Consider the following 26,104-nt stretch of genomic DNA (forward strand, 5'->3'; position numbering starts at 1 on the left):
GCTAGCGAGGTTTGACCACCACCAGCAAATCCGTGAAGTACTCCACCCGGATCGGCAGGTTGTCCGCCAGCGCTGAGAGCGCGGCTGCACTGTCGTCCAGCTTGAATACGCCAGACACTCGCACATCCCGCAGGGCCTGGGCATCGAAGCGCACCACCCCATGACGATAGCTGGCCAGGGTTTGCAGCACCTCGCCCAGCGGTTGGTCGTTGACCTTGAGCAGGCCGCGGGTCCAGGCGTCCGGGTCGGTGTTGGCGATGGCTTGCGCGGCCTGGGCATGGCCGTGGTCGAGGATCGAACGCTGGCCGGCAGCGACTTTCACGCTGTCTGCGCCCTCGCCTTTGACCGCCACGGTGGATTCGATCACCGTCACTACCGTCGTGCCGTCCGCTGCGCGCTTGACCATATAACGCGTACCCAGTGCGGTCGCCGTACCTTGATCGGTACGCACCACGAACGGCCGCTGCGCATCCTTGGCCACGTCCACCCATAACTCGCCCTGCAGCAATTCAATCACACGCTGGTGGCCGTCGAATTTCACGTCGACCGCCGAGTTGCTGTTGAGCTGCAATTGGCTGCCGTCTTCCAGGGCGATTTGACGGCGCTCACCGACACCGGTGCGTTGGTCGGCCATCCATACCGGCAAGTGCTCAAGGCCCAACCAGCCACACAGCAATACGCCGAGCAAGCCCACCACCTGGGCACCGCGCGCGCGTTGCGGGGCGAATGCGCGGTTCAAGGCAATCCGCGCCGGTTGCGCCGGCAAGGTGTCGAGGCTGCCCCACAGGCTGCGCATGCGTTCGATGGCCACCCGGTGGCGAGGGTCGGCCTGGCACCAGGCATTGAAGGCTTGGCGGTCGGTGTCGCTGACATCTTCGTCGTGCAGGCGCGTCAGCCAGTTCGCAGCCTGCTGGATGATCTGCTCGGAACTCATGCCAATGGGTCTGCCGCATGCAGGCTGTGGTAGCAATGCACCAGCGCCGTGGAGATGTAGTTTTTGACGGTGCTGGGGGATACGTCCAGGCGGGTCGCGATCTCGTTGTAGGTCAGCCCATCGAGGCGGCTCAACAAGAAGGCTTCGCGCGCCTTGGCGGGCAAGCCGGCGAGCATCTCGGCGATGCGCTCCAGGGCTTGCAGCGCCACGTGGATCGCGGCCGGATCGGGCATGCCTGCCTCTTCGCACTGGATTCCCAGGGCCTCCATGTAGGCTTTTTCAATACGTCGGCGACGCGCGCCATCGATCAACAGGCGCCCCGCCGTTGTCGCAAGGAACGCACGGGGTTCCTTGATGTTTTGCGGCTCGGCCAGCATCAGTACGCGGATGAACGCGTCATGCGCCAGGTCGGCAGCGTGCTGGGAACAACCAAGTTTTTTGCGCAGCCAGCCATGCAGCCAGCCGTGGTGCTCGCTGTACATTGCCGTAAGGGTTTGCTGACGCACTGAATCGCCCAGCGCGGCCGGAATGTCATGCATGCGCAAAAACTTCTCAAATGGGAAATATTACCAATTGCGCAAACAATGCCAGTAAAACGATATCGGGGCAAGGGGGCTCACACTCTCTAAAAGCACCGCGAACCCAATGGGGGTGGCTGCACTAAGCGCGACGGGGACCTCTGTGGCGAGCGTAACCTGTGGCGAGCGGGCTTGTTGTGGTGAGCGGGCTTGCCCCGCGTTGGGCTGCGCAGCAGCCCCAATAAGGCCACCGCGTTTATCCAGGCATATTGAATCGCCTGGTTTTGGGGCTGCTTCGCAGCCCAACGCGGGGCAAGCCCGCTCGCCACAACAAAGCCGCTTGCCACAACAAGCGAGCTCGCCACAACAAGGCCGCTCGCCACAAGAATGCGGTCGACTGGAATGGCTTATGCGAGGTTACAAACCGGGGACATCGTTTACATTTCTAACCGGGGCATGGGCCTCCCCCATGTTTGCCCTCTTAGCGCCAGCTCCATGACACCCCGGTATAGATGCCACGCCCGTCGCCCGGTGTGGACCGGGCCACGTCCAGGCCCTTGTCGTCGTAACCGGGCGTGACGGTGTTGGCGTAACGCCGGTTGGTGAGGTTGCGCAGGTCGACCCAGGCCTGCCAATCCTGCTTGGGCGCGTCATAGCCAACGGTGGCACCCAGCAAGGTATAGGCGGCGGCGGTGTAGGAATTGGCGTAGTCCACCGCCACCCGTGAGGAATGCTCGGTGTTGAGGCTGGTGTAGAAGCCGGTCGGATGGCTGTAGCGCAGTTGTGCCTGGTAATAGTGCTTGGGGATGCCCGGCAACGTGTTGTCGCCGAAGCGCTCATCGTCGCGGTAGTGGAAATCGCTGAAGGTATACGCCTGGCGCAGGGCGAGCGCGCCGCTGCGGCCACCGTCCCACAACGGGCTGAGCAGGCTCAGTTCCACGCCCTGGTGCACGGTGGGGCTGGCATTGGACTCTGCGACGATGGCATTGCGGGTCGAGGTCTGCGCCTGGGTTTCCACGGTGAGCAGTTCGTGGCGCACTTCGGAACGGTACAGCGCCAGGTCCCACTGGCCGAACCCTGCTTCACCGCGCCCGCCGATTTCCAGGGTGGTGGCGGTCTGGTTTTTCAGATTCACGCCTTCGCGTTGCAAACCTGTGGCCGCACCACTGCCTGCGGGGAAGTATTTGTTCGACCCCCAGATCATCGACCAGGCATGGGGTGGCTCGACCGAGCGGCTCAGGTTGCCGTACACCTGCAATTGCGGGTTGAAGTCATAACGCAGGCCGATGCGTGGCGCGTAGTCCCAGTCATGTTGACTGAGCGGTGCCTGGCCTTCGGGATAGGTGACTTGGGTTTCGCGGCGAGTGTAGATCGCGGCAAGGCCAGTGGTCAGCCACAGGTCCGGGACCAGTTCCAGCTCGTTGCCGAGGTGCAGCACGGTGTCGGAGCCCAGGTAGCTGTAGTCGCGGGTCTTGGTGCCGGGGGCAAAGGTGGCCGTATTGCCAGCGGGCGTTCGCACGTATTCCGACGCACCATTGTTCGGCATCGCCTGGGTGGTGCGCAGGCCGAGGGTGGTGGTGCTGGCATGCCCGAACAGCGTGTCCTGGCGGATGTATTTCAGGGTGCTGCTGATATCGGTGTAGGCGACTTTCAGGCGATTGGTGCCTTCACGCAGGTCCATGGGGTAGTCGTGGTAGGCCAGGCCGACTTCGAGCCGCGAGGTATCGTCCAACTGCAGCGTGGTTTTGTTGGCGATCCAGGTGGAGCCGGGTTGCAGGCGCTTCGAATCGCGGGCGGCGTTAAGGCTGTTGGCGGCACGCGGATCGTGGTTGATCTGGTCGCGCGTAAGCTTGCCGGGCGTCTCATTGGTGGTTTCGCGGTAACGGAAGTAAAAGCGCGTTTCCAGGTCCGGGTTGAAGCGATAGCCGAAATTGGCCGCGACCCCTTTGCCGCTGCCGGTGCTCTGGTGCTGGTAACCGTCGGACTCTGAACCGGTGAGGCTGATGTAGTAGTCGGCGTCCCCCAGCACCTGGCCCGAGCTGATCTCACGCAGGGCATAGCCGCGACTGCCCGCCTCGTAGCGCACTTGCAACTTGGGCGCGTCGTAGCCGGTGCGGGTCACATAGTTGACTGAACCACCCAGCGCCAATGCGCCTTGATCGAACCCATTGGCGCCGCGCAGCACTTCGACACGGCTTTGCCACAGCGGGTCCTTGAGTTCATAGGGCGTACCGCCAGGCCCGGTGAGCGGCAAGCCGTCGAACATTTCATACAGCCCCGAGGCATGGGCACCCGGGCTGCGATTCAGGCCCGAGCCACGGATCGACAGCTTCACGCCTTCGTTATTGGCCGCCTTGGCGTACACCCCAGCCTGGTACTTGAACACGTCTTCATTGGTGCTCACCCGCCCCTGCTGCACGCTGTTCATGTCGATGTAGTTGGTGCCGCCAGGCACGCTCTTGAGCTGCGTCTGGGCCACTTCGCCCGCGCTGGCTTCGCTGCTGGTGACTTCGACCGGAGCCAGTTGCAGTTCTTCGGCTTGCACCAGTGAAGTGAGGGTCAAGGCGGCAAACAGCAGCGGAGGTTGACGCAAAAGCATGGGGAGTCCTTTGAATTCGGGGGCGTGGAAGCCAGGGCCTGGCACGCGAACAGTGATGGGAAGGCAAACCGGTGCATCAGGTCACGCCTGATTAACGGACCAGAGCCTTCCCACAACAGCATCGGACGGGGATTATTTTTAAGTCCAAAATCGAATTAACAAATGCAAACTCAGTATTTATAGAAATAACCGGCAAGCATTACTGTGGAGCCACTGAGTCACCCACGCATCACGAGACCGCCCCCATGCAGACATCCGCTACCGTCATCGACTTCACCCTCCACCGCAAACGCCGCCAGGCACGAGCTGCGGCCGAGTTGATGTGGGCGATGTACGCAGCGCGTGCCGGGTTGATGCTGTTCACCGCCCAAGCTTCCCTGCCCAGCGACACTCGCCGGGCGTAAGGCCGATGAGTTTTCTGCACGTGATTCCCGAAGCACCTGAACCGCTGCCCAAGCCCAGCAACGACGATGACGTCATCAGCCTCTGCGTGGCGCATAACCTGCAACGCCTGCGCAGCAAGCGCCACTTGTCGCTGGACGGCCTGGCACGTGCCTGCGGCGTCAGCCGGGCGATGTTGGCGCAGATCGAATCCGGGCGCAGCGTCCCGTCGATCAAGGTTCTGTGCAAGATCGCCAAGGGCTTGAAGGTATCGGTGGCGGCGTTTTTGGAAGACCGCGCGTTTGAAGGGGTTGAGGTACTGCCGGCGCAACAGAGTAAGCGCCTGGTGAGTGCTGACGGGGCCTTCGTCAGCCGCGCGTTATTTCCATACGATACGGCGCGCCAGTCCGAATTCTATGAGATTCGCCTGCGCGCCTTGGGCGAAGAAATTTCCGCAGGCCACGGCCCGGGCATCCAGGAAAACCTGGTGGTGGCCCAGGGCGTGCTGGAGGTCAGCGTCAACGACGAGCGCTATTTGCTTTCCACTGGCGACTCGATCCTGTTTTATGCCGACCAGCCCCACCGCTACCGCAACCCATCGGACAGCGAGGCGGTGGCGTTTCTGGTGATCACCTATCCGGAACGGTTGGATTAATTTGCGCCAAAAAAAACGCCCCGGATAATCGGGGCGTTTTTCAGCATGCAGAACCTGTCAGCAGGTGCAGCACATCATCGGCATGCCGTTGCAGCTCATCATCATCGGCATGGCACAGTCGTTCATCATCTTGTTCATCAGCATGCAGCAGTTGTTCATCATGTCCATGCTCATGCCTGGCATCGGCATCATTTTGCAGAGCATACCGTCAGCCTGCATCGTGCATTCCATCACGCACTTCATCATCGGCATCGACATGCCCATAGGCATCATCATCGGCATGTTCATGTTCGACATCATGGCCATGGCGTCGGCCGACATGCACATCATCGACAGGTTGGCACACTGCATCATCATGGGCATGCCACAGTTCATCATCATCGCCATCATTTCGGCGTTGGTCTTGAACTGAGCCATATCCATGCCCGCTGCCGGCTTCATGGTGCACATCATGGCGTCGCTGGCCATTTCGCACTTCATGGTCGCCATCATCATTGGCATGCCCATCATCGGCATCATTGGCATGGAGGTGTTCATTGGCATCTGCATGGCATTCATCATGTTCGAAACTCCGTAATCGACAGGAAATGAGTAAGCTCTGGGGGCCGATTCTAGAGCGCGGGTGTCACGACGCAAGAAGGTGATCCAGCAGCGGAAAATGACGTTTGAGCGGGTTTCAATCGGATAATGCAGCCCTCCCTGTTGCGATAACGTCGATTACAACGCTGCAACTTCCAAGGTGGCTGCTATCAAATCAACTACATCGCAATAGATATTCGATCGGGCAATAGCCCCATTCCTGAAGGAAATAAACGATCTAACTGGCGCGAACAAATTCTGGCGAGGCGTCACACCGGGCGGTGCTGCAATTCCAGGGTGATACTGACCCGCCGCGTGAAGATGATCAGGATTTCCACCCTCTCCAGGTTTTCGAGCTATTTGAGCAGGACGTCCCACCCATCCCTGGCCTCGACGCCGACGTGCAACTCGGGCAGCGACGAGGCGACTCAAGACATTGCCGACCCAAGCTGAGCCCGGCGACTAATCGGCAGACGGCTCCAGTGCGCGCATAAAATCGTCAGCCTCTGACCCCGCCGGGAATCTGAAACCCTGCATTTCATCGGTGGCCAGGATGTCGCTGAGCACGTCACGCAATTGCATCTCCGTCGGCGAATCTCGCAGCACCGTGTGCGCGTTCAACAGCAGCTCGGCAGCAACCCCATGGACACGCGCGACGTCGATCACCGCAAAGAGCATAAACCGCAGGCGAATCTCGCGATCAGTGGGCCAAACCGTTTTTCGCTTACCCAAGGTAGGGCCTCATATTTAAGAAAAATCCGAGGCTATTGCCGACCGGGAAGCGTTTCAAGTTGCGAGATGCAAGATAGGCCATTTCCTACAGAGGAAACGGAAGCACCGCACTATCTGGCGCAGAGCGCAAGTTCGGGGGATTTCATTGCACCGGCAGGAAATTCATCAATAACAGGCTTTGCGCATAGTTAAGGCCAATACGTCGGTAGCGCTCATCGAGCATCTGGGTCAGCAGGTCGAGGCGCGCGACGATCTTGCCGAACTCCACCGCAAAACTGAGGTTGCTGCCCTCCTCCGAGATCTCGTTAGAAAACAACAGCAGCACGCCATTGGCATCCTGGCGCTGGCTGAGCAACCAGGTTGCCTTCTCGATGTTGCGCGCAGCGTTATTGACGAACTGCGGATTGATCGAGTCGGAAATGTAGAACTGCGTGCGCCCACCGTGTGCGGTGACGAGCATGCTGCCAATCGCGTAGATAAACGCACCCACCCGGTCGCCGCGAAACTCAGGACTCAAGGAATAGCTCAATGCCGCCAGGTCACGACGATCCCCCAGGGCGGGCAATGGTTGACGATTCTCGATGGCCTTGCGAATTTCCCGCGCCGCGCTCACCACGTCCGGGTACCCCGATTGACGCCACTGGTTGGGGTTACGCAGATAAAGTTTGTTCATCAATAGATACAAGCTTTGCAGGTTGTCGCGCATGCCCAGGGTGGCCATACGATCGACGCTGGTCTGGAAGAATTCATCGGGCTTGCCGTTACTGAATTGCTTGGCGATATCGCGTCCCTGCTGCTGAGTGCAAGCGCTGGCACACCCCATCAACACGACCGCCAGCAGCAACGGCCGGCGCGTCCAAAAGGCGGTAAAAACAGGCAAAGTACGCGGCATCGGCACCCGATCTAGTTGTTCTGGCCACACGCAGTATGGTGTCGCTGGCACAACGATAGATCCAGAAAACTCGAAAAAGTGCAGAGGGGCGGCAGAAAACCCGGCGCCGGGCCGGGTTCGCTGGGCTCAAGCGCTTGAATCAGTTGTCAGGATGCTCGCTCGCCAGCGAGTTGGCGGCGTCGACATCAGACATCTCTTCTTCAAGTGGTGCCCTATCCTCTGGGGGCAATGCCCGGCAGCCTGGGCCGGCACGAACAGTGCTGGAGAATCTCATCCCTACAGGGCGTGGCCGCCAGGAACCCGCCGAAAACGGCTGGCTTGGATGGGAGATAGACAGCCAGGCTACGTCGAACGCCCGGCATTACGGTCATGTTGTTTTTTTACGCCTTTCCCACCCCTTCGTTCATATTGATGGTGAATAAACCAGACGACCAAGAGCAGTCCCGACAGACCGATAATGAACAACAACAGCTCTATTGCGGCACCTTCATGTGAAAACATGTTTCGTTCCTCGTCCTGAAGTATCGCGCCTCAAAAACGGGCGCTTCCTAAATTGTTAGTAACAATTCATACATTTTCAGGGTAGACGCCAACGTCGGAGGTGACAACCCCAAAAACCTCAGAACCCTTGATCTAGACACGTCACTCGTCGAAAAACCTCCGCACCCATCGCTCGAGGCAGGGCAACCTCCAAGCAATGAGGGGGGGCATTGCCGCAGCGTTACTGACGTCGGCAACTCGCTGGGACCGTGTCCCAGCCACTTACAGGCTGTTTTTCTCACTCAATGGCAATGATGCAATGATCTCAGCGCGGCACGTTTCCAGTATTTCATCGGCGAGAGACGAATCATCCGGACACGCCCGTGACAACATGACGGCACCGATGGCATGTGCCAGCAAGTTGATCATTTTTGCCCGAACGTCTTGCCCCATCGTATCCAGCCCCTTCAGGTACTTTTCCTCAAGTGCTGCCAGCGTGCTCTCTAATCCGTCCGCAAAGGTCGCCTTCAGCTCATTTGACTGACGAGCAGCGTCACCACATAGCGCTGCCATCGTACAACCCACTCCCCTGCCGTCCCTGTGATCCCTCGACACGTAAAGATTTACAAACCCGGGAAGGTCGAGATCGCAGGTACTCGTGAGAGATTTTGCAAGACTGTTTTCTGCGGCTTCAGCCATCAAATCGGCCTTAGAGCCAAAGTGCTTGTAAAAGCCTCCCTGGGTAAAACCGGCAGTCGCCATGAGTTCTGCCACACCCACACCATCATAGCCACGCTCACGAAACAGCTCTGACGCCGTCTCCACAATATGGGCTCGATTGGCGAGCGATTGCGTCTTGGTGATCTTCATTTCGCGCCCCTGGGACTCCTGAACAATGGCCTGACTATACTCTGATGTCGATCGCAATCAAAACCGTTGACAGCATTGATTATGATCGACATCATAAAAACACCGCCGCATGTCTCTGGGGCTGCGCGCAGGGCTGAACAGCCCTGAAAACTGCATCGCTTATCCACGTCCACTCAAGAGCATTCATTTATGAGCATCCCTGAAACCGTACTGATTACCGGCGCCTCGACAGGCATTGGCGCAACCTACGCCGAGCGTTTTGCCCAACGTGGCCACAACCTGGTACTGGTTGCCCGCGACAAAAGCCGGTTAGACGCACTGTCCTCCCGGCTGCGCGAGCAACACGGTGTTTCCATTGACGTGATCCAGGCTGACCTGACTCAAACCAGTGATCTGATCACCGTCGAAGCTCGCCTACGTGATGACGCCCGTATCGGCATCCTTGTGAATAATGCCGGAGCCGCGCAATCGGGCAGCTTCATCGAGCAATCCACCGACAGCATTGCCAACCTGGTCGCGCTCAACACCACCGCATTGGTACGCCTCGCCAGCGCCATCGCCCCACGCCTGGCACACGCCGGTAATGGTGCGATTATCAATATTGGCTCGGTCGTGGGGCTGGCGCCGGAATTCGGGATGAGCGTCTACGGTGCGACCAAGGCGTTTGTCCTGTTTCTATCGCAAGGGTTGAGCCTTGAACTCTCGCCCAAAGGCGTCTACGTGCAAGCTGTACTCCCCGCGGCCACCCGTACGGAAATCTGGGAACGTGCAGGTATCGATATCAATACCCTGAGCGAAGTCATGAACGTGAGCGACCTGGTCGATGCTGCGCTGGTGGGTTTTGATCGTCGCGAGCCGGTGACCATTCCGCCGTTACAAGACGCCGCGCGTTGGGATGCTCTGCAGTCTGCCCGCCAAGGTTTGCTTTCAGAGATTCGCCAATCGGTAGTCGCCGAGCGCTATCAAGCCCAGGTGTGATTGCCACGCTGCAAGCGGTGATACGCATACGTTGAGGTAAAGGCGCTTGCTGCAAAGGTTCTAACATTACGTTGGGGTGCGCATGCTGTCAGCCCATTGAAGCCAGAGAACTGAAGCATGAAAGCCTTCCTGATCGACCGCTACGGCGAGAACCATGGACATATTGGCGAGGTACCGGTACCTGAACCAGGCATCTACGACGTGTTGGTCAAAGTACATGCCAGTAGCGTCAATATGCTGGATTCGAAGATTGCCAAAGGCGAATTCAAGCTGATCCTGCCGTATTCATTCCCTTTGATCCTGGGTAATGACCTAGCCGGCGTCGTGGTTCGCGTGGGGTCGGGCGTGCAGCACTTCAAGCCGGGTGACGAAGTCTATGCACGCCCACCCGAATCGCGCATTGGCACCTTTGCCGAGACGATTGCGGTGGAGGAAAGTGCCCTTGCGCTGAAACCCAACAATATCACCCTGCAAGAAGCGGCTTCTCTTCCCTTGGTTGCACTGACCGCCTGGCAGGTGCTGGTTGAAACAGCCCGGTTGAAGAAGGGGCAAAAAGTCTTTATCCACGCAGGTTCAGGTGGAGTCGGCACAGTGGCCATCCAGCTTGCAAAACATCTGGGCGCCTTTGTTGCGACGACGACCAGTACAAGTAACGTGGCTTGGGTTAAGGCGTTGGGAGCAGACGTCGTCATCGACTACACGCAGCAAAAATTCGAAAACGTCTTGCGCGACTACGATGTCGTATTGAACAGCCTCGGCCCGGTCGAGCTGGAAAAATCACTCAGTATTCTCAAGCCTGGCGGCCAGCTTATTTCTATCTCTGGGCCACCGACGGCGGAGTTCGCAAAAGAACAGAAGCTGTTCTGGGGGCTGGGTTGGGTAATGCGCCTGTTGAGCAGTGGCATACGCAGAAAAGCCCGCAAACAGAACGTCAGTTATGCGTTCGTGTTCATGCGTGCGAGCGGCGCTCAGTTGAAGAAAATCACTGCGCTTGTCGAGTCTGGCGTTATCACACCAGTCATCGACCGGACCTTCCCTTTCGAGTCAACGGCTGAGGCCTTGAGTTATGTGGAACGGGGCAGAGCCAAAGGTAAGGTGATCATTAAGCTCATATGACTACAACGAGTACTCGATAACTGAAGCTCAGGGCGAGGGCTCATGTCTTTTGCCGTCAGACGTGTGCGAGCAACACCGCCAACAGTAGTCTGGCGCCCATTAATGCTGGAGCAATAACGTTGAACTCACACCTTGCTATAGCCGAAAGCAACTCACGGACACACTGGAGCACCCAATGAAAACCTCTTCCGAAAGAACCGCGATAGTGACCGGTGCATCATCCGGGATTGGCCAAGCGACTGCCGAGGCTCTGCTGCGTGCTGGGTATAGGGTATTTGGCACGAGTCGCAAGGCTGGTGCCAGTCCAACGCAGGTGTCCATGCTCACCTGCGATGTGACAGACGACAACTCTGTCAGTGCTCTCGTCTCCAGCGTGCTCGCCCAGACCGGGCGGATCGATCTGTTGGTCAATAATGCCGGCATTGGCCTGCTGGGCGGTGCAGAAGAGTTCTCGATCCCACAGGTGCAGGCATTGTTCGATGTCAATCTGTTCGGCGTAATCCGTATGACCAACGCGGTATTGCCTTCGATGCGACAACGTGGCCAAGGGCGCATCATCAATATCGGATCTATTTTGGGATTAATACCCGCGCCCTACTCCGCTCATTATTCGGCGGTCAAGCACGCTCTAGAGGGCTATTCGGAATCCCTTGATCACGAGGTTCGAGCCTTCGATATTCGCGTCTCGGTCATCGAGCCGGCATTCGTGCGTACCGTTTTCGATCAAAACAGCATTGAACCGGACGCACCGTTGAAAGAGTACGATCAGGCTCGATCAGGGTTCCGGGCACTACTCGGCGAGGTGATGCCAAAAGCCGATCTTCCTGAAGTCGTGGCAGCGGTCATAGTCAAAGCGGCGACCGATTTCCAGCCTCAGCATCGCTACACGGTCGGCAAGACAGCGCGACAAATCAGTCTGCTGCGCCGCTTTGCCCCCGCAGGATTCTTCGACAAAGCCCTGCGTAAGCAATTCCGCCTGCCGGTTTGAGCAACACGCCCTGGTGTCCGCGACTATCGGGCTAACACTCAGGGTTGAGGGCAAGCATTACTGCGCAGGGCGACAAGATCATCGAACCGCTATCGCCTTAATCGAATGCTCCGTTGAGCACCTCGTAAATTATGCCGGAGGCAATTGCTACCAATATCAAATCAGTGCCCGCTTGTTGCCACTCGTAGCCGTCGTAATGGGGCAACCTGCCCAGCAACCGGCCATCCAGCTTCTTGGCGATGCCTGGAGGAAGAGGTTTTCCCCTAGCCAGGTTCTTTTGTATTCCGGGCGGCAGTGACGGACCTGGGCGCCAATAGTCACGATAGCCACCAACCACCCCCAATACACCGCCCCGGTCAATGCTAGGCCCGCGCGCCCAATCATCCCCGCTCGAACCTTTCCCCTTGTTACCCTGGTTGCCATGGCCTTGGCCACCTTGGGAGTTGCCTTTTCCATTGCCTTGGCCCTTCCCATTACCAGGGTCGGCCACAGCCGCCACAGAGCCAACAGCCAAAGCAAGGCAGGTAACAGCGGCTACAAGCGAGCGAGATTTAAACATGACCGTCTTCTCCAAAAGGGATTACCCCTTGAAAGGTAGACGGTATTGTCGGTTTTAGTTTCGCCCTCTCCCGACTCGCTGCATCCGGTGGTCAGGGCGGCGCCTATCTGGGGTAAGACACGTGCCCGTCCATCGGCTGGCTCGGCATATACCGGTCCGGGCATCGGCGGGCATGCCCTCTTCTGCCACTACCAGCAAGGCCTGACCGAGTAACCGAGACGGGTTACCGACGTGGCGCGCAGATCGTAAAGCCATCCGGCTAACCGTAACTCGCCACGAGTTGCGGCAACTGCCTGAAATGATGCGGAAACGATCATATTTTCAGAGGGCGGCGGTACCAGCCCCCAGAAACGCAATAGCCCCGCAGTGCGGGGCTTTCATTTGAATCTTGGCGGGAAACCAGGGATTCGAACACTCGCAAACGTAATCACCTCCGATGAGGGTGCGACTGATATGGCAAGTACAGGCCAGGACAACGACGCATGTCATACCTTGAAGCGCGCCACCAGATGATTGAGTTCAATAGCCAGGTTGGCCATCTCACTGCAGGCGCTGGCGGTCTGATTGGCACCTGCCGAGCTCTGTATCGACAGTTCTCGGATGCTGGTCAGGTTCTGGTCCGCCTCGCGGGCCACCTGAGCCTGCTCTTCGGAGGCGGTGGCGATCAGCAGGTTGCGATCATTGATCTGGGCTATGGCCTCAGCGATTTGCTTGAGCGACAGGTCGGCATTCTGCGCCACAGAGATTGAGCTGCTGGCCATCTGGGCACTGACGTTCATTGCGCCCACTGCCTGGGTCGAGTCCGCCTGAATCGCGCTGATCATCTGTTCGATTTCCTGGGTCGACTGCTGGGTGCGGTGGGCCAGGGCACGCACTTCATCAGCCACCACCGCAAAGCCGCGACCTTGCTCGCCCGCGCGGGCAGCTTCAATAGCAGCGTTAAGCGCCAGCAAGTTGGTCTGCTCGGCAATCGCGCGAATCACTTCGACCACCTTACTGATGTCCTGAGCTTTGCCTGACAAGGCTTTGACCTGGTCACCCGTGCTGGCCACGTTGCTGGCCAGACTTTCGATGGCTTTGAGGGTCTGCGCCACATTCTCGATACCCGAGCGCGTGAATTCCATGGACTCGCGGGAAGATTGGGCGGCGGCGTCGGCATTGCGTGCCACCTCGTCCACCGCAGCGCTCATTTCGGTCACTGCCGTCGCGGCCTGATTGACCTCATCGTTCTGTCGCACCAACCCGCGACTGGCCTCTTCGGTTACAGCAGTCATTTCTTCAGAGGCTGACGCCAATTGGGTGGAGGAATCGGCGATACGAGCGATGGTTTCCCGCAGGTTGCCCTGCATCTTCGCCAAAGCGGCCAGCAGGCGACCGGCTTCATCACGGCCAATGATCACGACCTCCTTGGACAGGTCGCTGCCGGCGATGCGCTCGGCCACGGCCAACGCATCGCTAATGGGCGTCGTAATGCTGCGGGTCAGCATTGCAGCCAGCACCACGGTAAGTATGACGGTCGCCACCAGCAAGCCAATCACCAGCGTCACACCATTGCTGTACGTCGCGGCAGCATCCAGACCTGAACGCTTGGCGCCCTCATCGTTGAAGTCCGCAAGCTTGTTCAGGTTGTCTTGCAGGGCATTGGTCATCGGACTGATGCGGGTATTGATCAGGGCAACAGCTGCGGCGTTATCACCACTTCGCAACAAAGGTTCCAGCTCATCCAACAGCTTGAAATACTGCTGCACATCGCCTTCGACTGCCCGGTAGAGCTCATTCTCTGCCGGCCCGGTAACCAGGGGCTCGTAATGGCTGATGGTGTCCTTCAGCGTACTGCGGTAGCCGCTCAACGAAGCGATGCGGGTTTGGCGCTGTTGTTCGTCAGTGGTCACGGTGATACGGATACTTTCCAGACGCAGACGCAAGACGCCCACCTGCATCTTGCCAATCTCACGGATGCTCGCCATCCAATTAGTTTCGACATCTTGCTCCGACTCTCGAAGCTTGCCCATTTGCATCACGGCGACAATGCCCAGAGCAAAAACCACTAGGACAATGAGTGAGAAGAAGGCGGCAGACCTTGGAGCCAGATTCATATTCCTGATGTTCATTTTTATCTCTCTGAGGAAGGTCGGTACAACATGGACGCTACTTCGGCAGCCAACATCCGTAAAAGTCGAACAATGCCGCCAACGCATCCACCGGCTCGATTTCTCGTGACTTCGGAACCTGAAATTCACAAGCGGAATCAGTCAGCTCGAAGAATTGATGTCATATAAAGATCGTTGTAGTTCAGCAGGCTGGCACTCCTCACGCGAAACCGGGCAAAAGCTGCAGAATGGATGGAGTCTGTTTGCTCACTGCCTGTCTCCCGCTCATAACCTGTCGCCTCTGGTGGACAGGTTATGAGCCGCTGGCCAAATAGTGGCTTATTGACACCAATGCAACCATCAGATCATCCCTATTCAAATGTAGGAATACTGGAAAAGCGGTTAGGGAAATCCCTACTCCAATGCGCGGGTCACAAAGTGTCGAAGGTCAGTTTTTGCTAGCGACCAACCAAAGCTGATCTGGCCTATCTGACCAGGCAAAAACTCAGAACTCTGATGCGAACAGAAGCCGGAGAAAACAGCCTCGGGAAATTGGTTAGGGAGATAACAGAAAGGGACGTGCGCCCCCACTCCAAATACTTACTGATCAACAAGCACGGGAAACGGATGACGAAGGGTATGTTGCGTTTGCGCTGGGACACTTTCCGTAATGCCGTCATGACAGTGCTCCCCCGCCAAGCGGTACTGCTGGATCAGATCATCAAGCCGGTATTCACACAGGCCATACCCTGCACCAGGCAGGCTTACCCAAATATTCCGGCACTTTTCGATTGCGGTTCCGACCCGGCCTGCATGCACGTCCGGTAGTGCGCGGCATTCGCGGATGTGCTGCAGAGCCAGCAGGTCCTGGCTGATCGGGCTGAAGTCCGACAGGGTCAGCAGCGTTCGGCAATACGGCCAATCTTTGAGCATCTGCTGGTACCGGCCCGAGGCATTAGATGTCAGCCCCTTACTGTTGATGACCTTCGAGCGTCGTCCCTTTGCGAAGGGGGTGATCACTGAAATCCGTGAAGATCTCAGGCTTCCTGTCGATGCCCGTCACGATGACGTCGTAGCCATCCAGGGCGGTGGCCGGCGATGTGCTGGTCCCTTCGGACCAAGTGAGCATATCGAGGAAGGCCAACGCGTCACGACTGCCCGCTTGGATAGCTGAAATTCGTGCCATTGTCTTTTCTCCAGGCGAAAAAAAACCGCATACAAGGCGGGATCAAGGGTAAAAACCAACTCAGTTGGATAAGGTTGGCAAGATGCTGTATTCAAACGAATTTGGCCAAAGACCCCGTCGCGACAAGAAGTTCCGCTCCGTTATTAATTGACAGCCTTTGTGTAGGGGCACATCGCTATCATCTTCGCCAAATTAACCCTACAAGGAACGCGTCAATGGTGTTGAGACCCACCAAAACTACCAATCACCACGGATGGGTTTGGGTCTACAAAAAGATAAGAAGCTTCGGCTTCTCTCGATTTACAGCATTTTACCGGACGTCCCTCTATGTCCTTCGAGGAGACACGGGGTCATTTAAATACAAGCATGGTTGGTCAAAATTTCGTTTCCGCCGTTGATCAATTCCGATCAAGCTATGCTGGTTTACTGTCAGCCTGCTCGATTACGGAAACATCGATGGGGCCGTGAAGGTATCACCAACAAACCGGCCACCTGCAGCGAAAGCGGTAGCCCCCCCGGCAAGAATGCCAACACCGAAGGTATGCACAAAACCTTCTGAGTTGGTGGCGATGATGGCGGCGCCAGCGATCACCCCGGCGCCGCCCACTATCCATATGTTTTTGCTCGGCGACTTCAGTTCCATTGCAGCGATGCTCCCTGTTAAGAATGCGCTGAGTTTATCGCCGCGACCTTCAATAAGAATCTTTCTCGCTGCATCCGGAGGCCGGCGCCTAACTGGAGATAATCCATGGACGGCCAGTTCTACCTGCAAGACAGCCACAGTCACGCCTACGTCGGCGACGGCTTATCGTTCTGGGGCTTTGGTGGCTCTGGGTACGTCACCCACCTGGCAAAGGCCCAGGTGTTTACGCGGGACGGCGCTTGCGATCACCGCGACACCGACATCCCGTGGCCCAAGGCCTACGTGGATGCCAGAGCGCGAGAGTAGGTGTTGACTGCCAGTATGTGACGCTGAGCGAAGCGCTGGACCAATACCCCGACGCAGCTGAGTTTTACATCCAGAAGCCGCTTGCGGTCGGTTCATAAGCGACGCGCAGCGCTACCGGGAAGACCGCCGCAACTGCGGAAGAAGCAACACGCCTTAATCCAGCTCCATGCCGGTCCCCCGTAATACCCCTATCGCCGAACAGCACCAGACGGCGAGGCTATCAGCGCTTATCGCGAGCTTCGGGATTCCTTGCATTGCAGATAAACATGATCCCAGGAGCAATAAAGATACTCCAATAGCCATTTATGCTTGGATACAAAAGCGGCCCGAATACCCCAGTGACAAGCAAAGCGAGCCCTGCCCATAACCGCTTACGCGGCGTGAACCACTCGCGGAACGCTTCAAGCTTTTTACCGGCCATTACCCACGTCCTTGTTTGATAAGCAGCAAAGCATATCACCCAGTTCAACGAATCACGCCAACCGGCGAGGATCCCCTATGTCCGCACAGCAGAAGCCCCCCCTTCGATTTCAAAACCCAATACGGACTCGGCTTCAACCCTCAGGACAATGAGATCGTTGTCGACTTCTTTCTGTGGTGGAGGCGGTGGCGCCGGGACAAGGCAAACAACGTGCGTGGCGCCCTTGAGACCATCGGCGAGAACGCCGGCCACATCAAGCAAGGTCTAGCCCAACTCAGAAAGCTTCCATGATTCAGCCACTATTTGATTTTGATCTCAAACGCGCCTCACGCGAGCACTACATAACAGATAAAGCTGCGATCAATTTTCCACACGTGGGGAGTACAGCTGGCGGCTGGCATTTTCTATCGTACTTCGACCGCAAGACCGAGGTGTCGATGGTGTCGCTGGCAGGTATTCACTACCCAAACACCACCGGTTTTTTTGGTGACTCGGGCGTCATTGACGTAACTGAACAACTAGCCAAGCGTGGTTGGTTTGCCGGATGTGACTATGACTGGTAACGAAGGCCAAAGCTCAACGACAACCCTAACAAGCCCGAACCGTCGATCTCGCCAAGCATGTGTTGTTCCCCCTCACTTTGCACACACTCGACAACTCGCTAGGGGCGAACTCCAACGCAGTACGATTGAGCGTGCTAAGCCACCTGAGTCGCAAACTTACCAACCGCTTCAACAACTTTCTTGGCTCCGTCCTGAATTTCAACAATAACTTGCCCTGCCTGCGTGGCTAGCTCAAGACCTTGCTCAGCTTGGGACTTACTGTTCGCCATCTCCGCTATAGTTTGATCCACCAGCTTCTGATTTTCCAAAACAACTGATGCGATTTCCTCAGTCGCCGTGCTGGTGCGCCCGGCCAATTGTCGAACCTCATCCGCGACGACTGCAAAACCTCGGCCTTGCTCACCTGCGCGTGCAGCCTCAATCGCAGCGTTCAATGCCAAAAGGTTCGTTTGCTGAGCAATACTACTGATGGTCTGAATGATCGAACTGATTAACAGCGACTGCTTTCCAAGCGCTTCGACGCCACCCGAGGCAGCCTGCATATCCCCAGCGACTTTGCGCATGGTGTGCATAGTGTCGTTAACCACTATCGCACCACGTTGAGCAGTAACGTCAGTCTGCTGGGAGATTTCAAATGCCGTTTGTGCAGCATCACTGACTTGGTGTTCACGGGCAACCTGTTCGGTAATAACCGTTGCAAACTTAACTACCTTGCGTAGTGTTCCTTCGGTGTCGTAGACCGGGTTATAGCTCGCCTCCAGCCATACCGTCTGACCCCGACTATCAACACGTTGGAATCGGCCAGCGACAAACTCACCCTTGTTCAACGTCAACCAAAAATCCCTGTATTGCTGGGAAGAAGCCTCCTCTGGCCGACAGAAAATACGATGATGACTTCCTTGCGCTTGTCCCAGGCTGTAACCCATCGCTTTTAAAAACTGCTCATTCGCCGTGATTACATGCCCGGATAGATCGAACTCAATGACCGCCGTCGAGCGCAGTAGCGCGTCAATGAACGATGCGTTTTCCGATGCCTTTTCCACTCTGGACGTAATGTTCGTCGCATAGCCTGCGATATGACTCAACCGGCCAGTCGCATCAGCTACGGGTTGCCAATGAGCATGAATCCACACTAATGAGCCGTCAGCATGCAGGTACCTGTATTCATCAGATATCGACTTACCGGCGGCGACAGCCGCCCGAAAATTGTGAAAACAGGGAAGTTTTGAAACGTACTGCGGAACAATGTCGGCCATGGCACGACCTATAAGCTGATTCTGGGTGTACCCCAAAGCCTGTGCAAAATTGTCGTTGCAGGTGGTAATTGCAAAATTAGTATCGATACTCAGCGTCAGCATTTCACGGTGTAGGCCATCACGCAGTTGGCGCAACTCCGACAACTCAGCTGTTTGAGCCTCAAGCTGATTCTTGATTTTTTTATTGAACATGGAAAACCACCTGTTGGGTGTTAAAAGGTTTATCGGCGTGATCAGCAACACGTTTAGCTATCAGACGAACGAAAAGCAGTGAGACGACGAACGTCACAATCAGGTCGGCAAGCTGCTGTGGCCACACGTCTCAGCTCCAGCCCCAGAAACAAACCTGAAATCCCGGATCAGGCACCGCTTGGAACCTGATTTCGCCTCGAGGATTAGGCCTGGTTGTCATCGAAGTTTTTTGAGCATATCTTGTCTAAAAACTTATACAAGGTATCAGTAGTTGTACAAGAATGAGCAGTGGCCACTGACGCTTTATTTCGACGGCGAGTGCCCTCTTTGCGCCCGGGAGATCAAGATCCTAAATGTGCGAGCAGCACCGGATCGTCTCCTGTTTGTGGACATCAGCGATCCTACCTTCGACGCAAAATCTCTTGGGTTCACGCTCGTTGAAATGCAGTCGATACTGCACGCCAGGTTGGGCGATGGAACCTGGGTCACTGGCTTAGACGCGACGCTTTGGAGCTGGCGAGCAGCGGGCCTTGGTATCTGGGCGGAGCCGTTATCATGGCGTTCGACTAGGCCACTTCTAAACCTTGGCTATCGCCTATTTTGTCGCTTGCGTCCGCATCTAGCATGGCTGCCCCATCCTGATGGCAGCGTTCGGTGTCGCGATGAGGGCTGCGTAGTGCCTGATACCAAACGCGCCACTGGCAGCAAGACGTCGCCTGCAAGAGGTAATGATGAATAAAGCTAGCAGCCTTCGCCTGATCCTAGGTGATCAGCTGTCGTTCGATCTCGCCTCACTACAGGCCGTTGATATCGAATGCGATACCGTGCTCATGGTCGAGGTGATGGAAGAAGCCAGCCATGTTCCTCATCATCCGCAAAAGATCACCCTTATCTTCAGCGCTATGCGCCACTTCGCCGAGGCGTTGCAGCAACGGGGAGTCAAGGTGCAGTACGTAAAGCTCGATGACCCAGAAAATACTGGATCGGTGCCTCGCGAGTTAGAGCGGTGGCGCGCACTTTTGCGACCGGATGAAATCCACATCACCGAGTGCGGCGACTGGCGCTTGGAGCAATCGATAAAGGACTGTGGTTTAGCGATAAAATGGCATTCGGATTCTCGCTTTCTCTGCTCCCGTGCCGAGTTCTTTACCTGGGCGAATGGCAAAAAGCAGCTGCGCATGGAGTTCTTCTATCGCGAGATGCGCCGCAAGAGCCGGCTATTACTCAATGGGGACGGTAGCCCGGTCGGAGGTGCATGGAACTTTGATGCAGAAAACAGAAAGGCTTTACCCAAGGGCGTAAGGCCTCCATCACCCGCACGTTTTACTCCTGACGCAATTACCCGAGATGTTCTTGCGTTAGTTGCCAAAAATTTCGCAAGCCACTACGGCACGCTCGACACATTCGACTACCCGGTAACCCATGCCGAAGCTCAGGCCCTCTGGGATTACTTCCTCGACTGGGGCCTGGCAGCCTTCGGCGACTACCAAGACGCGATGGCCTGTAACGAGCCGTTCCTGTTTCATGCCCGAATAAGCGCCGCGCTGAATATTGGACTGCTGGATCTTCGTCAGCTGTGCAGCGATGTTGAATCGGCGTACCTGTCGGGCAGCATTGCGCTGAACGCTGCCGAAGGTTTTATTCGACAACTGATCGGCTGGCGGGAGTATGTCCGAGGCGTCTACTGGCTGAAGATGCCTGACTATGCCGACGGCAACGCATTCGGTAATTCGCGGTCGCTCCCAGAGTTCTACTGGACGGGCGACACGCAGATGAATTGCATGCGCCAAGCCATCAACCAGAGCCTTGAGCATGCCTACGCTCACCACATTCAACGTCTCATGGTGACTGGCAATTTCGCCCTGCTGGCAGGTATCGCACCGAGTCAGATATGTGAGTGGTATCTGGCGATCTACATGGACGCTTTCGATTGGGTGGAGCTGCCCAATACACTCGGCATGGTTATGCACGCAGACGGCGGATATCTAGGCTCGAAACCCTACTGCGCGAGCGGGCAGTACATCAAGCGTATGTCTGATTATTGCCGTGGCTGCGCATACAAAGTAAGCGAAAGCACGACAGGCGATGCCTGCCCGTTCAACTCGCTCTATTGGCACTTCCTGATGCGCCACGGCGACCGCCTTCGCGGCAACCAGCGCATGGCCATGATTTATAAAAACCTCGACCACATGGATGAATCCAAACAGCAGGCGTTATGGCGACGCGGCGAGTTGTTACTCGCAAAACTGGATGAAGGTCAGTCGTTTTGAAAAAGAGTGAGCTCCCAGTCAAAACCTGCATGACGTGTGGCCTACCATTTACTTGGAGAAAGAAATGGGCGCGCTGCTGGGAGGAGGTGCTCTACTGCTCGGAGCGTTGCCGGCGCAACAAAGCAACGACGCGGTGAAAAGAAATAGAGGGCATTCGACAGACCCTTTGGTGCACCTGATAAGGCTATCTGTTATGAATGAAGAAAGATCGAGCAGCTGCATCCATCAGATGCTCAGAGCATATGCCTTGAAGAAAAGTCAGACATGGCTCCATGTCATAGCGTCCAAAATTGACTCAATCGTTTTTCAAGCCGAACCTGAAGGAGGACGCGAAAATTATCAGCATCATGGCTCGAAAGAACGCGCTCCATTTCCAGCCTCCACAGAAGCGCATGAGCGTCAAATCGACACAATGGATCGCCGGGAGCAAGCCGGTAAGCTTTGCATTGGAGGACTTCCAAAACGCATTGGAGCAGTTCACTCAGTTGTCGAAGACGAAGCCAGACAACCATTGCGATGCCCCCTTAAGCCCTCAATAGCCTAGCTTAAGTTGCATCATTTTTATCGCTATCAGGCCCACTACCACGTTGAAATGTTGTGACCACGTAGCACGAATTCACAGTGGCCGTACATGCTCCCAGAGGACACGCTGGAGCCGCCATCCTAGTAGAATTCGTCGAGCTGATTACTGCCCACTTTGAGATGTTCTATGAGCTCTGAATTAACTGAAGAAGAAATGCGGCGTGCCCTATTCGGTACGCCTCAGCCCGAAGAGCAGATATCTGCTCCTCTAGTAAATGAGCCTGTGGAAGAAATTGTGCTCGCAAAACCCGTTGTCGCTCCAGCAGCCAAGAAGAAGCTGGCGAAAGCATTTACGCCCAGGCTGCGGGTCACGCTACGGGTTGGAAACGAGTTCGAGGGAAAAATGACCGAGTTGATTCACGAGGCTGATACGTTGAGCTCGTTGCTCGCCGAACAAGATGCTGTGAAGGCTGCCAAGAAGAAATACAAATACGTGGAAGTGCTATCCGTTAAATCGATGTAGAAAATCCAATTGTGCCCATGAGTTGAAAGGTCGCGCGTCTAGGACGTCCTCTTATTTTGAACGAGCAAGCCCCTCTCGGCCCTGCTCTCTGCCTGCATCAACTCGGCGGAGTTGTCGACGAACAGCCCGTCACTTGGGGGTAAGTCTGGCAAACCAGCATAATTTTGTTTTTGGGTTCAAAGCCATGATCAATCATGCAACGCTGCACTTCTGCAGTGCGCCCGATGCTTGCGACGTCCAGATTCGACCCAAGTGGCTTCGCATAGCCGCACGCATACATCACCGGCAGGGCTTCGCTGTCATTAGCTACCTTGAATGAAAAATGGCGTGACGCTCCCGCTCTACGCCATGAGACCTGCATACGTTCATCCCGGCCTGAATTAGGCTTGATTGGGTGAAATGCTTCGTCTTCGACAAACGGTAACGCTTCGAGCTGGGACAAGCTGAGCGGCCTCCCCTGCCTTTCTTCAACACAGGCCGGCATATTCTTCATTATGTCGCAGTATTCAAAGCCGTCTTTTCGAGTAAAACCGAGACGCTGCATGCACTGAAAGTGGATTATTTGTTCGTTTATTGGGAAATGGTTTTGTGGCCCTGCTACAGGGTCGCCACATTCTGCCATTGCGGCTTTAACGCCCTCTACAGAGGTAGAAGCGCGTTTCCATTGGGTGAAAGACGCTGGTGGCGGGCACCCGGTGAGTAAAAGTACCGATGAGATCAGGACTGGGATGGTAATGATCTGAGATTTTCTGAACACATTTTGTCCTTAATTTATGCCAGGCTACGCCAATGGCGCCCAAGTCTTTTGAGGGTATCAACTGAGATCACATCTCACCGAAGTTTTGAATCGTCTTCCACTGCTCTTCCACTACACAGCCCTCATCAAGCAGGTACCGCAAGCACTCGCTATAGAGGCACGGTTAACGGATGGTATTTTTTTGGCAGCATCGACCGTTCGAGCAACATCGCTATCCGGCGCCCCAACACCGTATCTCTCAACGATAGCGACGAACTCACTGACATCATGGCCCCGCAGCTCCAGTTTGGGCATTCCATCCTTCGTGAATTTTGGTTGCCCGCATTGATCGCGGGCTTGAGCGATATGCATGAGTTCATGCTCAACCAGGGCACAGAAGTCGGTATCGCTGCACTGGGCGCAGTAGTCAGCAGCCAGGGTGATGATGAAGGCCGGCACGTCGCCGAACCAATCACGCATCTGCTGCTCCATCCGGGCTTTCTGCCAACCGCCTGCGCGGAACGCTACCTGTTCGGCCTGGCCCAGGACTGTCCTGCCCTGCTTCTCGAAGCTCGACGACGCCCACATGACCCGGATGTCTGCATCCAATAAGTGGGCATGGTCTTCGTTTTGAATGCTGCCGGTGTCGGCAAGGATCTCGGTTTGTAGCCATTCCCAAACCTCTGTGGCTGGAGTCAGGCGAATACCGACGTCGGATAGCTCCGACAACTCAATCAGTGATGCGGGAGGCATCGGTCTGTTCATTTATCACCTGATCTTTGAAGCGACAGCACATTTAATTCAGACCGGAAAACGGTACGAATACAGCACTCAGGAGTGAATTAGGCGTGGAGGATAGGTAGCTCATTCATTACAGGCGATACGCATGAGCTCATCAGAGATAATATCGAAGGCGCTTCTTGTCATCTTGATTGGACTTTATCTAACGGGGCGACTCACACCAAAAACAGTGCTGATATTTGTGCTAGGAGGCGTCACCCTATGGCAAATATTTAAAACCTAACCACAATGCAACCCGGCCCGGTAGGCGCTTTCGATTGCCTCCCAGTCGGGTTGCTTGGTTGTCATAAATTGTCTCAGGTGAGCCTAAAGGTGGAATTGAAATAGTGGCTCGTTGCCGGTATTGGTGAGGATCAATATTTGAAAGGAAATCAACCGATGTCTAAAACAGCTGGCGAATACGCACACGCAGCATCCAAGGCTCACCGCCTTAACGCGGAATTTGAAAGGGCAAATGCAGTTGCTGCAGCCGTGACGCTAATCGAGGCAGCCGTTGCTGGTACGAGCACTCTGGCCTCCGAACTGGAGAACCTGAGCACCTACGCCGACCAGATCCAAGAAGCGCTCAAAGTGAAGTGATCCTTCCGTGCCGCACTCACCCGCGGCACACCTAAGCTGTCAAACCCATCAACGGTCCGAGATGTGGCTACCCGCCCCACTGCTGCTTGTAGGCCGCGACGTGCTCAGGAAAGACATCACCGTATGGTGGATATTCGATTCCTAGAACGCTCAACTCTATTGCGTCTTTCCCGCAATCAAACGAGTAGTCCGCAATGCACACACCGGCAGCACGAATCGCCTCTCCGCCCACAATACGCACTGTAAAATTAAAATGTCTCTGATCACGCTGAGCAAAGGCTCTGACTTGCTCCTGGATAATGGAATATCCAGGAGCAGGAACAAATACGCCGAACGCAACCCCCATGGGCGGATCGCCGAGCTCTAAATCGGACCAACCGATATGCTGCCCATTACTGAAAGCTTCGAATCGCGGCATGGAAATTACCTATCAGAGCACTGCTGAATTTCCCGAAGGATAACGCATCAGCTTGATAGCGGGCATTCAGGACAGCGGGCGTGGTCATGATTGACATGATCTTAATCGCGCCACGATTTGGCGCGCTCGATTGCCCCCCAGTCTGGCTGCTTGGTCGTCATGGGGATTCTGTAACCATCTGGTGCGTCTGGGCATGGGCGTGACCGTGGAGCAATCCAACGACCAGGCCCTGAGGCAGCCCGGTTTCCTTGGCGTCGTCCACGGCATCAGCAATGGCCTTGTCGAGAGCGTTTACCGCTGCGTTGATGTCCAGGCTCATTGGCAGCACGTGCCGCAGGCGGGTGACGTTGGTCATGTATTAGACTCTGCAATGAAACTCTGCACCAATCGGAAACCTCACCATAACTCCGACTCATACTGGAGTGACGGTCAAGCACGTGAACTACCCCACCCTGATTGAATCCATTACAGTAATGGAGACTCGAACAACTGCAATCACGGAAGAAACGCCTTTGAAACTTCGTCTTTTAGTCCTACTTTCCAGCATCGCTCTGTGTGCTGAGGTGCAGGCTGCGCCATCTCCCGAAGCCGAAGCTGTCTTTGAACACGCAATGCTTTTAGGTGATGAAATACAGCAACGAGCTAATCAGTTGGTTGAAAAAGAACAGCAGGGTAAAATTGACAAGCTCACACTGAGCCAATCCATACAGGAGGCAACGAAAGGACTTGAGACCTACGAGGACGAGCTGCGTAAAGCTAGCGCCGGAGGACACGGTGTAGCGACTTTCATGTTGGCGAATATGCAAGAGAGTAAAGCGGCAACCTTTCTAAATGGCTATAAGGCTATGCATGTAGAGGCCTGCGCACTTTACCAAAGCGCCGCGGATCAAGGCTTGGTTGCCGGAGCGATTATGCTGTTGCGTGACTGTGACGAGGCGTTCCTGCGATTCAAGTTCGATGACCCCGAGTTTCTTCGCAAGTATAGCCAGCTAGCTAATGCTCTAGAGCGACCAGATCTGTACTCTGACCATTATCCATTGCCGGCGATACGCTCGTACTGCTTCAAAGATTCACTGAAAACGGAAGCCAACCGTCAACTACCCTTGACCACTATGAGGGACTTCTTCGAACCTGTTTCTCTGAGCCTGGAAAAGTTTCGCGCCGACGGGTATTACCTGTTGGCTCTTAAGGGCGATTTCGCGAACCCGAAAGTTCAGGCCTATTTTAAGCAGTCGCAGACGATAGCACCTGACTGCCTAGACCCTTCCAATCTCAAGTCACTTTTCAAAAATATAGAGAGAAAAAGCCACTGACTTC

At 55.9% G+C, this 26,104-nt stretch carries 30 protein-coding genes and 2 pseudogenes; 13 read left to right on the plus strand and 19 right to left on the minus strand.

Annotation, left to right across the window (positions count from 1 at the left end):
- Nucleotide 1: 1 nt before the first annotated feature.
- From AB7933_RS20725 to AB7933_RS20735, 3 genes are all read right to left on the minus strand, one after another.
- Entirely contained in the window at nucleotides 2–934 is a 933-nt protein-coding gene (locus AB7933_RS20725; RefSeq protein ID WP_024076096.1) for a FecR family protein, read from the minus strand.
- Complete coding sequence (locus tag AB7933_RS20730; protein ID WP_024076097.1) at nucleotides 931–1,473, minus strand: sigma-70 family RNA polymerase sigma factor; 543 nt, start codon at nucleotides 1,471–1,473, stop codon at nucleotides 931–933. Before AB7933_RS20730 ends, AB7933_RS20725 begins: the two co-directional genes overlap by 4 nt.
- A 460-nt stretch (nucleotides 1,474–1,933) precedes the next feature.
- Nucleotides 1,934–4,051 (minus strand): TonB-dependent receptor family protein, encoded by a 2,118-nt coding sequence (locus AB7933_RS20735; protein WP_024076098.1) that lies wholly within the window; start codon nucleotides 4,049–4,051, stop codon nucleotides 1,934–1,936.
- 245 nt (nucleotides 4,052–4,296) lie between these two features.
- On the opposite strand from AB7933_RS20735, the gene AB7933_RS20740 reads away from it, so the two are divergent.
- Together AB7933_RS20740 and AB7933_RS20745 are read left to right on the plus strand one after the other, a co-directional pair.
- Nucleotides 4,297–4,455, plus strand: coding sequence for a hypothetical protein (locus tag AB7933_RS20740; RefSeq protein ID WP_024076099.1), 159 nt, complete (start codon nucleotides 4,297–4,299; stop codon nucleotides 4,453–4,455).
- 5 nt (nucleotides 4,456–4,460) lie between these two features.
- Nucleotides 4,461–5,087, plus strand: coding sequence for a helix-turn-helix domain-containing protein (locus AB7933_RS20745; protein ID WP_024076100.1), 627 nt, complete (start codon nucleotides 4,461–4,463; stop codon nucleotides 5,085–5,087).
- Nucleotides 5,088–5,144: 57 nt separating this feature from the next.
- Here the strand turns inward: AB7933_RS20745 and AB7933_RS20750 are convergent, their stop codons facing one another.
- From AB7933_RS20750 to AB7933_RS20765, 4 genes are all read right to left on the minus strand, one after another.
- Nucleotides 5,145–5,648: a hypothetical protein gene (locus AB7933_RS20750; RefSeq protein WP_081730348.1), complete on the minus strand. Its 504-nt coding sequence runs from the start codon at nucleotides 5,646–5,648 to the stop codon at nucleotides 5,145–5,147.
- A gap of 480 nt (nucleotides 5,649–6,128) precedes the next feature.
- A complete protein-coding gene (locus AB7933_RS20755) occupies nucleotides 6,129–6,398 on the minus strand; it encodes a hypothetical protein (RefSeq protein WP_024076101.1) in 270 nt (89 codons plus the stop codon).
- A 142-nt stretch (nucleotides 6,399–6,540) separates the two neighbouring features.
- Nucleotides 6,541–7,290: a hypothetical protein gene (locus AB7933_RS20760; protein ID WP_024076102.1), complete on the minus strand. Its 750-nt coding sequence runs from the start codon at nucleotides 7,288–7,290 to the stop codon at nucleotides 6,541–6,543.
- A gap of 762 nt (nucleotides 7,291–8,052) precedes the next feature.
- On the minus strand, nucleotides 8,053–8,640 hold the full coding sequence (locus AB7933_RS20765) for a TetR/AcrR family transcriptional regulator (protein WP_024076104.1): 588 nt from the start codon (nucleotides 8,638–8,640) through the stop codon (nucleotides 8,053–8,055).
- 189 nt (nucleotides 8,641–8,829) lie between these two features.
- Here AB7933_RS20765 and AB7933_RS20770 point away from each other — a divergent pair, with 189 nt between their 5' ends.
- From AB7933_RS20770 to AB7933_RS20780, 3 genes are all read left to right on the plus strand, one after another.
- Complete coding sequence (locus AB7933_RS20770) at nucleotides 8,830–9,618, plus strand: SDR family NAD(P)-dependent oxidoreductase (RefSeq protein WP_024076105.1); 789 nt, start codon at nucleotides 8,830–8,832, stop codon at nucleotides 9,616–9,618.
- A 117-nt stretch (nucleotides 9,619–9,735) separates the two neighbouring features.
- On the plus strand, nucleotides 9,736–10,734 hold the full coding sequence (locus tag AB7933_RS20775; protein ID WP_024076106.1) for an NADP-dependent oxidoreductase: 999 nt from the start codon (nucleotides 9,736–9,738) through the stop codon (nucleotides 10,732–10,734).
- Nucleotides 10,735–10,909: 175 nt separating this feature from the next.
- Entirely contained in the window at nucleotides 10,910–11,722 is an 813-nt protein-coding gene (locus tag AB7933_RS20780) for an oxidoreductase (protein WP_024076107.1), read from the plus strand.
- Between the two features lie 97 nt (nucleotides 11,723–11,819).
- Here AB7933_RS20780 and AB7933_RS20785 read toward each other — a convergent pair whose 3' ends face one another.
- The 5 genes from AB7933_RS20785 to AB7933_RS20805 all read right to left on the minus strand — a co-directional run bounded on the left by AB7933_RS20785 (nucleotide 11,820) and on the right by AB7933_RS20805 (nucleotide 16,200).
- Nucleotides 11,820–12,281, minus strand: a complete 462-nt coding sequence (locus AB7933_RS20785; RefSeq protein ID WP_024076108.1) for an anti-virulence regulator CigR family protein — start codon at nucleotides 12,279–12,281, stop codon at nucleotides 11,820–11,822.
- A gap of 485 nt (nucleotides 12,282–12,766) precedes the next feature.
- Nucleotides 12,767–14,392: a methyl-accepting chemotaxis protein gene (locus AB7933_RS20790; protein ID WP_024076109.1), complete on the minus strand. Its 1,626-nt coding sequence runs from the start codon at nucleotides 14,390–14,392 to the stop codon at nucleotides 12,767–12,769.
- A gap of 579 nt (nucleotides 14,393–14,971) precedes the next feature.
- Complete coding sequence (locus AB7933_RS20795; protein WP_236645986.1) at nucleotides 14,972–15,304, minus strand: glycoside hydrolase family protein; 333 nt, start codon at nucleotides 15,302–15,304, stop codon at nucleotides 14,972–14,974.
- A gap of 37 nt (nucleotides 15,305–15,341) precedes the next feature.
- Nucleotides 15,342–15,557, minus strand: coding sequence for a hypothetical protein (locus AB7933_RS20800; RefSeq protein WP_236645987.1), 216 nt, complete (start codon nucleotides 15,555–15,557; stop codon nucleotides 15,342–15,344).
- A 442-nt stretch (nucleotides 15,558–15,999) separates the two neighbouring features.
- Nucleotides 16,000–16,200, minus strand: coding sequence for a hypothetical protein (locus AB7933_RS20805; RefSeq protein ID WP_024076110.1), 201 nt, complete (start codon nucleotides 16,198–16,200; stop codon nucleotides 16,000–16,002).
- 105 nt (nucleotides 16,201–16,305) lie between these two features.
- Here AB7933_RS20805 and AB7933_RS20810 point away from each other — a divergent pair, with 105 nt between their 5' ends.
- Nucleotides 16,306–16,506 carry a hypothetical protein gene (locus AB7933_RS20810; RefSeq protein ID WP_176902627.1) on the plus strand — a complete coding sequence of 67 codons (201 nt, stop codon included), beginning with the start codon at nucleotides 16,306–16,308 and terminating at the stop codon, nucleotides 16,504–16,506.
- A gap of 220 nt (nucleotides 16,507–16,726) precedes the next feature.
- On the opposite strand, the gene AB7933_RS20815 is transcribed toward AB7933_RS20810, so the two are convergent.
- Nucleotides 16,727–16,927, minus strand: coding sequence for a hypothetical protein (locus AB7933_RS20815; RefSeq protein WP_024076111.1), 201 nt, complete (start codon nucleotides 16,925–16,927; stop codon nucleotides 16,727–16,729).
- Between the two features lie 287 nt (nucleotides 16,928–17,214).
- Between AB7933_RS20815 and AB7933_RS20820 the strand changes: the two are divergent.
- Nucleotides 17,215–17,463: pseudogene (locus AB7933_RS20820) on the plus strand (hypothetical protein); the annotation flags it as partial.
- A gap of 161 nt (nucleotides 17,464–17,624) precedes the next feature.
- Here the strand turns inward: AB7933_RS20820 and AB7933_RS20825 are convergent.
- Together AB7933_RS20825 and AB7933_RS20830 are read right to left on the minus strand one after the other, a co-directional pair.
- Nucleotides 17,625–18,062: a methyl-accepting chemotaxis protein gene (locus tag AB7933_RS20825; RefSeq protein ID WP_370694643.1), complete on the minus strand. Its 438-nt coding sequence runs from the start codon at nucleotides 18,060–18,062 to the stop codon at nucleotides 17,625–17,627.
- A gap of 105 nt (nucleotides 18,063–18,167) precedes the next feature.
- Nucleotides 18,168–18,938, minus strand: a pseudogene (locus AB7933_RS20830) (PAS domain-containing protein); the annotation flags it as partial.
- Between the two features lie 271 nt (nucleotides 18,939–19,209).
- Here AB7933_RS20830 and AB7933_RS20835 point away from each other — a divergent pair.
- The 4 genes from AB7933_RS20835 to AB7933_RS20850 all read left to right on the plus strand — a co-directional run bounded on the left by AB7933_RS20835 (nucleotide 19,210) and on the right by AB7933_RS20850 (nucleotide 22,253).
- Nucleotides 19,210–19,677, plus strand: coding sequence for a thiol-disulfide oxidoreductase DCC family protein (locus AB7933_RS20835; RefSeq protein ID WP_081730350.1), 468 nt, complete (start codon nucleotides 19,210–19,212; stop codon nucleotides 19,675–19,677).
- Nucleotides 19,670–21,208 carry a cryptochrome/photolyase family protein gene (locus AB7933_RS20840; protein WP_024076114.1) on the plus strand — a complete coding sequence of 513 codons (1,539 nt, stop codon included), beginning with the start codon at nucleotides 19,670–19,672 and terminating at the stop codon, nucleotides 21,206–21,208. Before AB7933_RS20835 ends, AB7933_RS20840 begins: the two co-directional genes overlap by 8 nt.
- Complete coding sequence (locus tag AB7933_RS20845; protein ID WP_081329435.1) at nucleotides 21,205–21,345, plus strand: DUF2256 domain-containing protein; 141 nt, start codon at nucleotides 21,205–21,207, stop codon at nucleotides 21,343–21,345. Before AB7933_RS20840 ends, AB7933_RS20845 begins: the two co-directional genes overlap by 4 nt.
- 572 nt (nucleotides 21,346–21,917) lie before the next feature.
- Nucleotides 21,918–22,253 (plus strand): hypothetical protein, encoded by a 336-nt coding sequence (locus tag AB7933_RS20850; RefSeq protein WP_024076116.1) that lies wholly within the window; start codon nucleotides 21,918–21,920, stop codon nucleotides 22,251–22,253.
- A gap of 97 nt (nucleotides 22,254–22,350) precedes the next feature.
- On the opposite strand, the gene AB7933_RS20855 is transcribed toward AB7933_RS20850, so the two are convergent.
- Both AB7933_RS20855 and AB7933_RS20860 read right to left on the minus strand, forming a co-directional pair.
- A complete protein-coding gene (locus AB7933_RS20855; protein WP_081730351.1) occupies nucleotides 22,351–23,010 on the minus strand; it encodes a hypothetical protein in 660 nt (219 codons plus the stop codon).
- A gap of 111 nt (nucleotides 23,011–23,121) precedes the next feature.
- On the minus strand, nucleotides 23,122–23,754 hold the full coding sequence (locus AB7933_RS20860) for a putative metallopeptidase (RefSeq protein ID WP_041160965.1): 633 nt from the start codon (nucleotides 23,752–23,754) through the stop codon (nucleotides 23,122–23,124).
- A 414-nt stretch (nucleotides 23,755–24,168) separates the two neighbouring features.
- Between AB7933_RS20860 and AB7933_RS20865 the strand changes: the two genes are divergently transcribed.
- Nucleotides 24,169–24,369, plus strand: coding sequence for a hypothetical protein (locus AB7933_RS20865; RefSeq protein ID WP_024076118.1), 201 nt, complete (start codon nucleotides 24,169–24,171; stop codon nucleotides 24,367–24,369).
- A 67-nt stretch (nucleotides 24,370–24,436) separates the two neighbouring features.
- On the opposite strand, the gene AB7933_RS20870 is transcribed toward AB7933_RS20865, so the two are convergent.
- Both AB7933_RS20870 and AB7933_RS20875 read right to left on the minus strand, forming a co-directional pair.
- Complete coding sequence (locus AB7933_RS20870) at nucleotides 24,437–24,787, minus strand: hypothetical protein (protein ID WP_024076119.1); 351 nt, start codon at nucleotides 24,785–24,787, stop codon at nucleotides 24,437–24,439.
- Between the two features lie 157 nt (nucleotides 24,788–24,944).
- Complete coding sequence (locus tag AB7933_RS20875) at nucleotides 24,945–25,142, minus strand: hypothetical protein (protein ID WP_024076120.1); 198 nt, start codon at nucleotides 25,140–25,142, stop codon at nucleotides 24,945–24,947.
- An 82-nt stretch (nucleotides 25,143–25,224) separates the two neighbouring features.
- Here AB7933_RS20875 and AB7933_RS20880 point away from each other — a divergent pair, with 82 nt between their 5' ends.
- Entirely contained in the window at nucleotides 25,225–26,100 is an 876-nt protein-coding gene (locus AB7933_RS20880; RefSeq protein WP_143036947.1) for a hypothetical protein, read from the plus strand.
- Nucleotides 26,101–26,104: the final 4 nt, after the last annotated feature.

The sequence above is a fragment of the Pseudomonas gorinensis genome, from assembly GCF_042015035.1.
Classification (GTDB): Bacteria; Pseudomonadota; Gammaproteobacteria; order Pseudomonadales; family Pseudomonadaceae; genus Aquipseudomonas; species Aquipseudomonas gorinensis.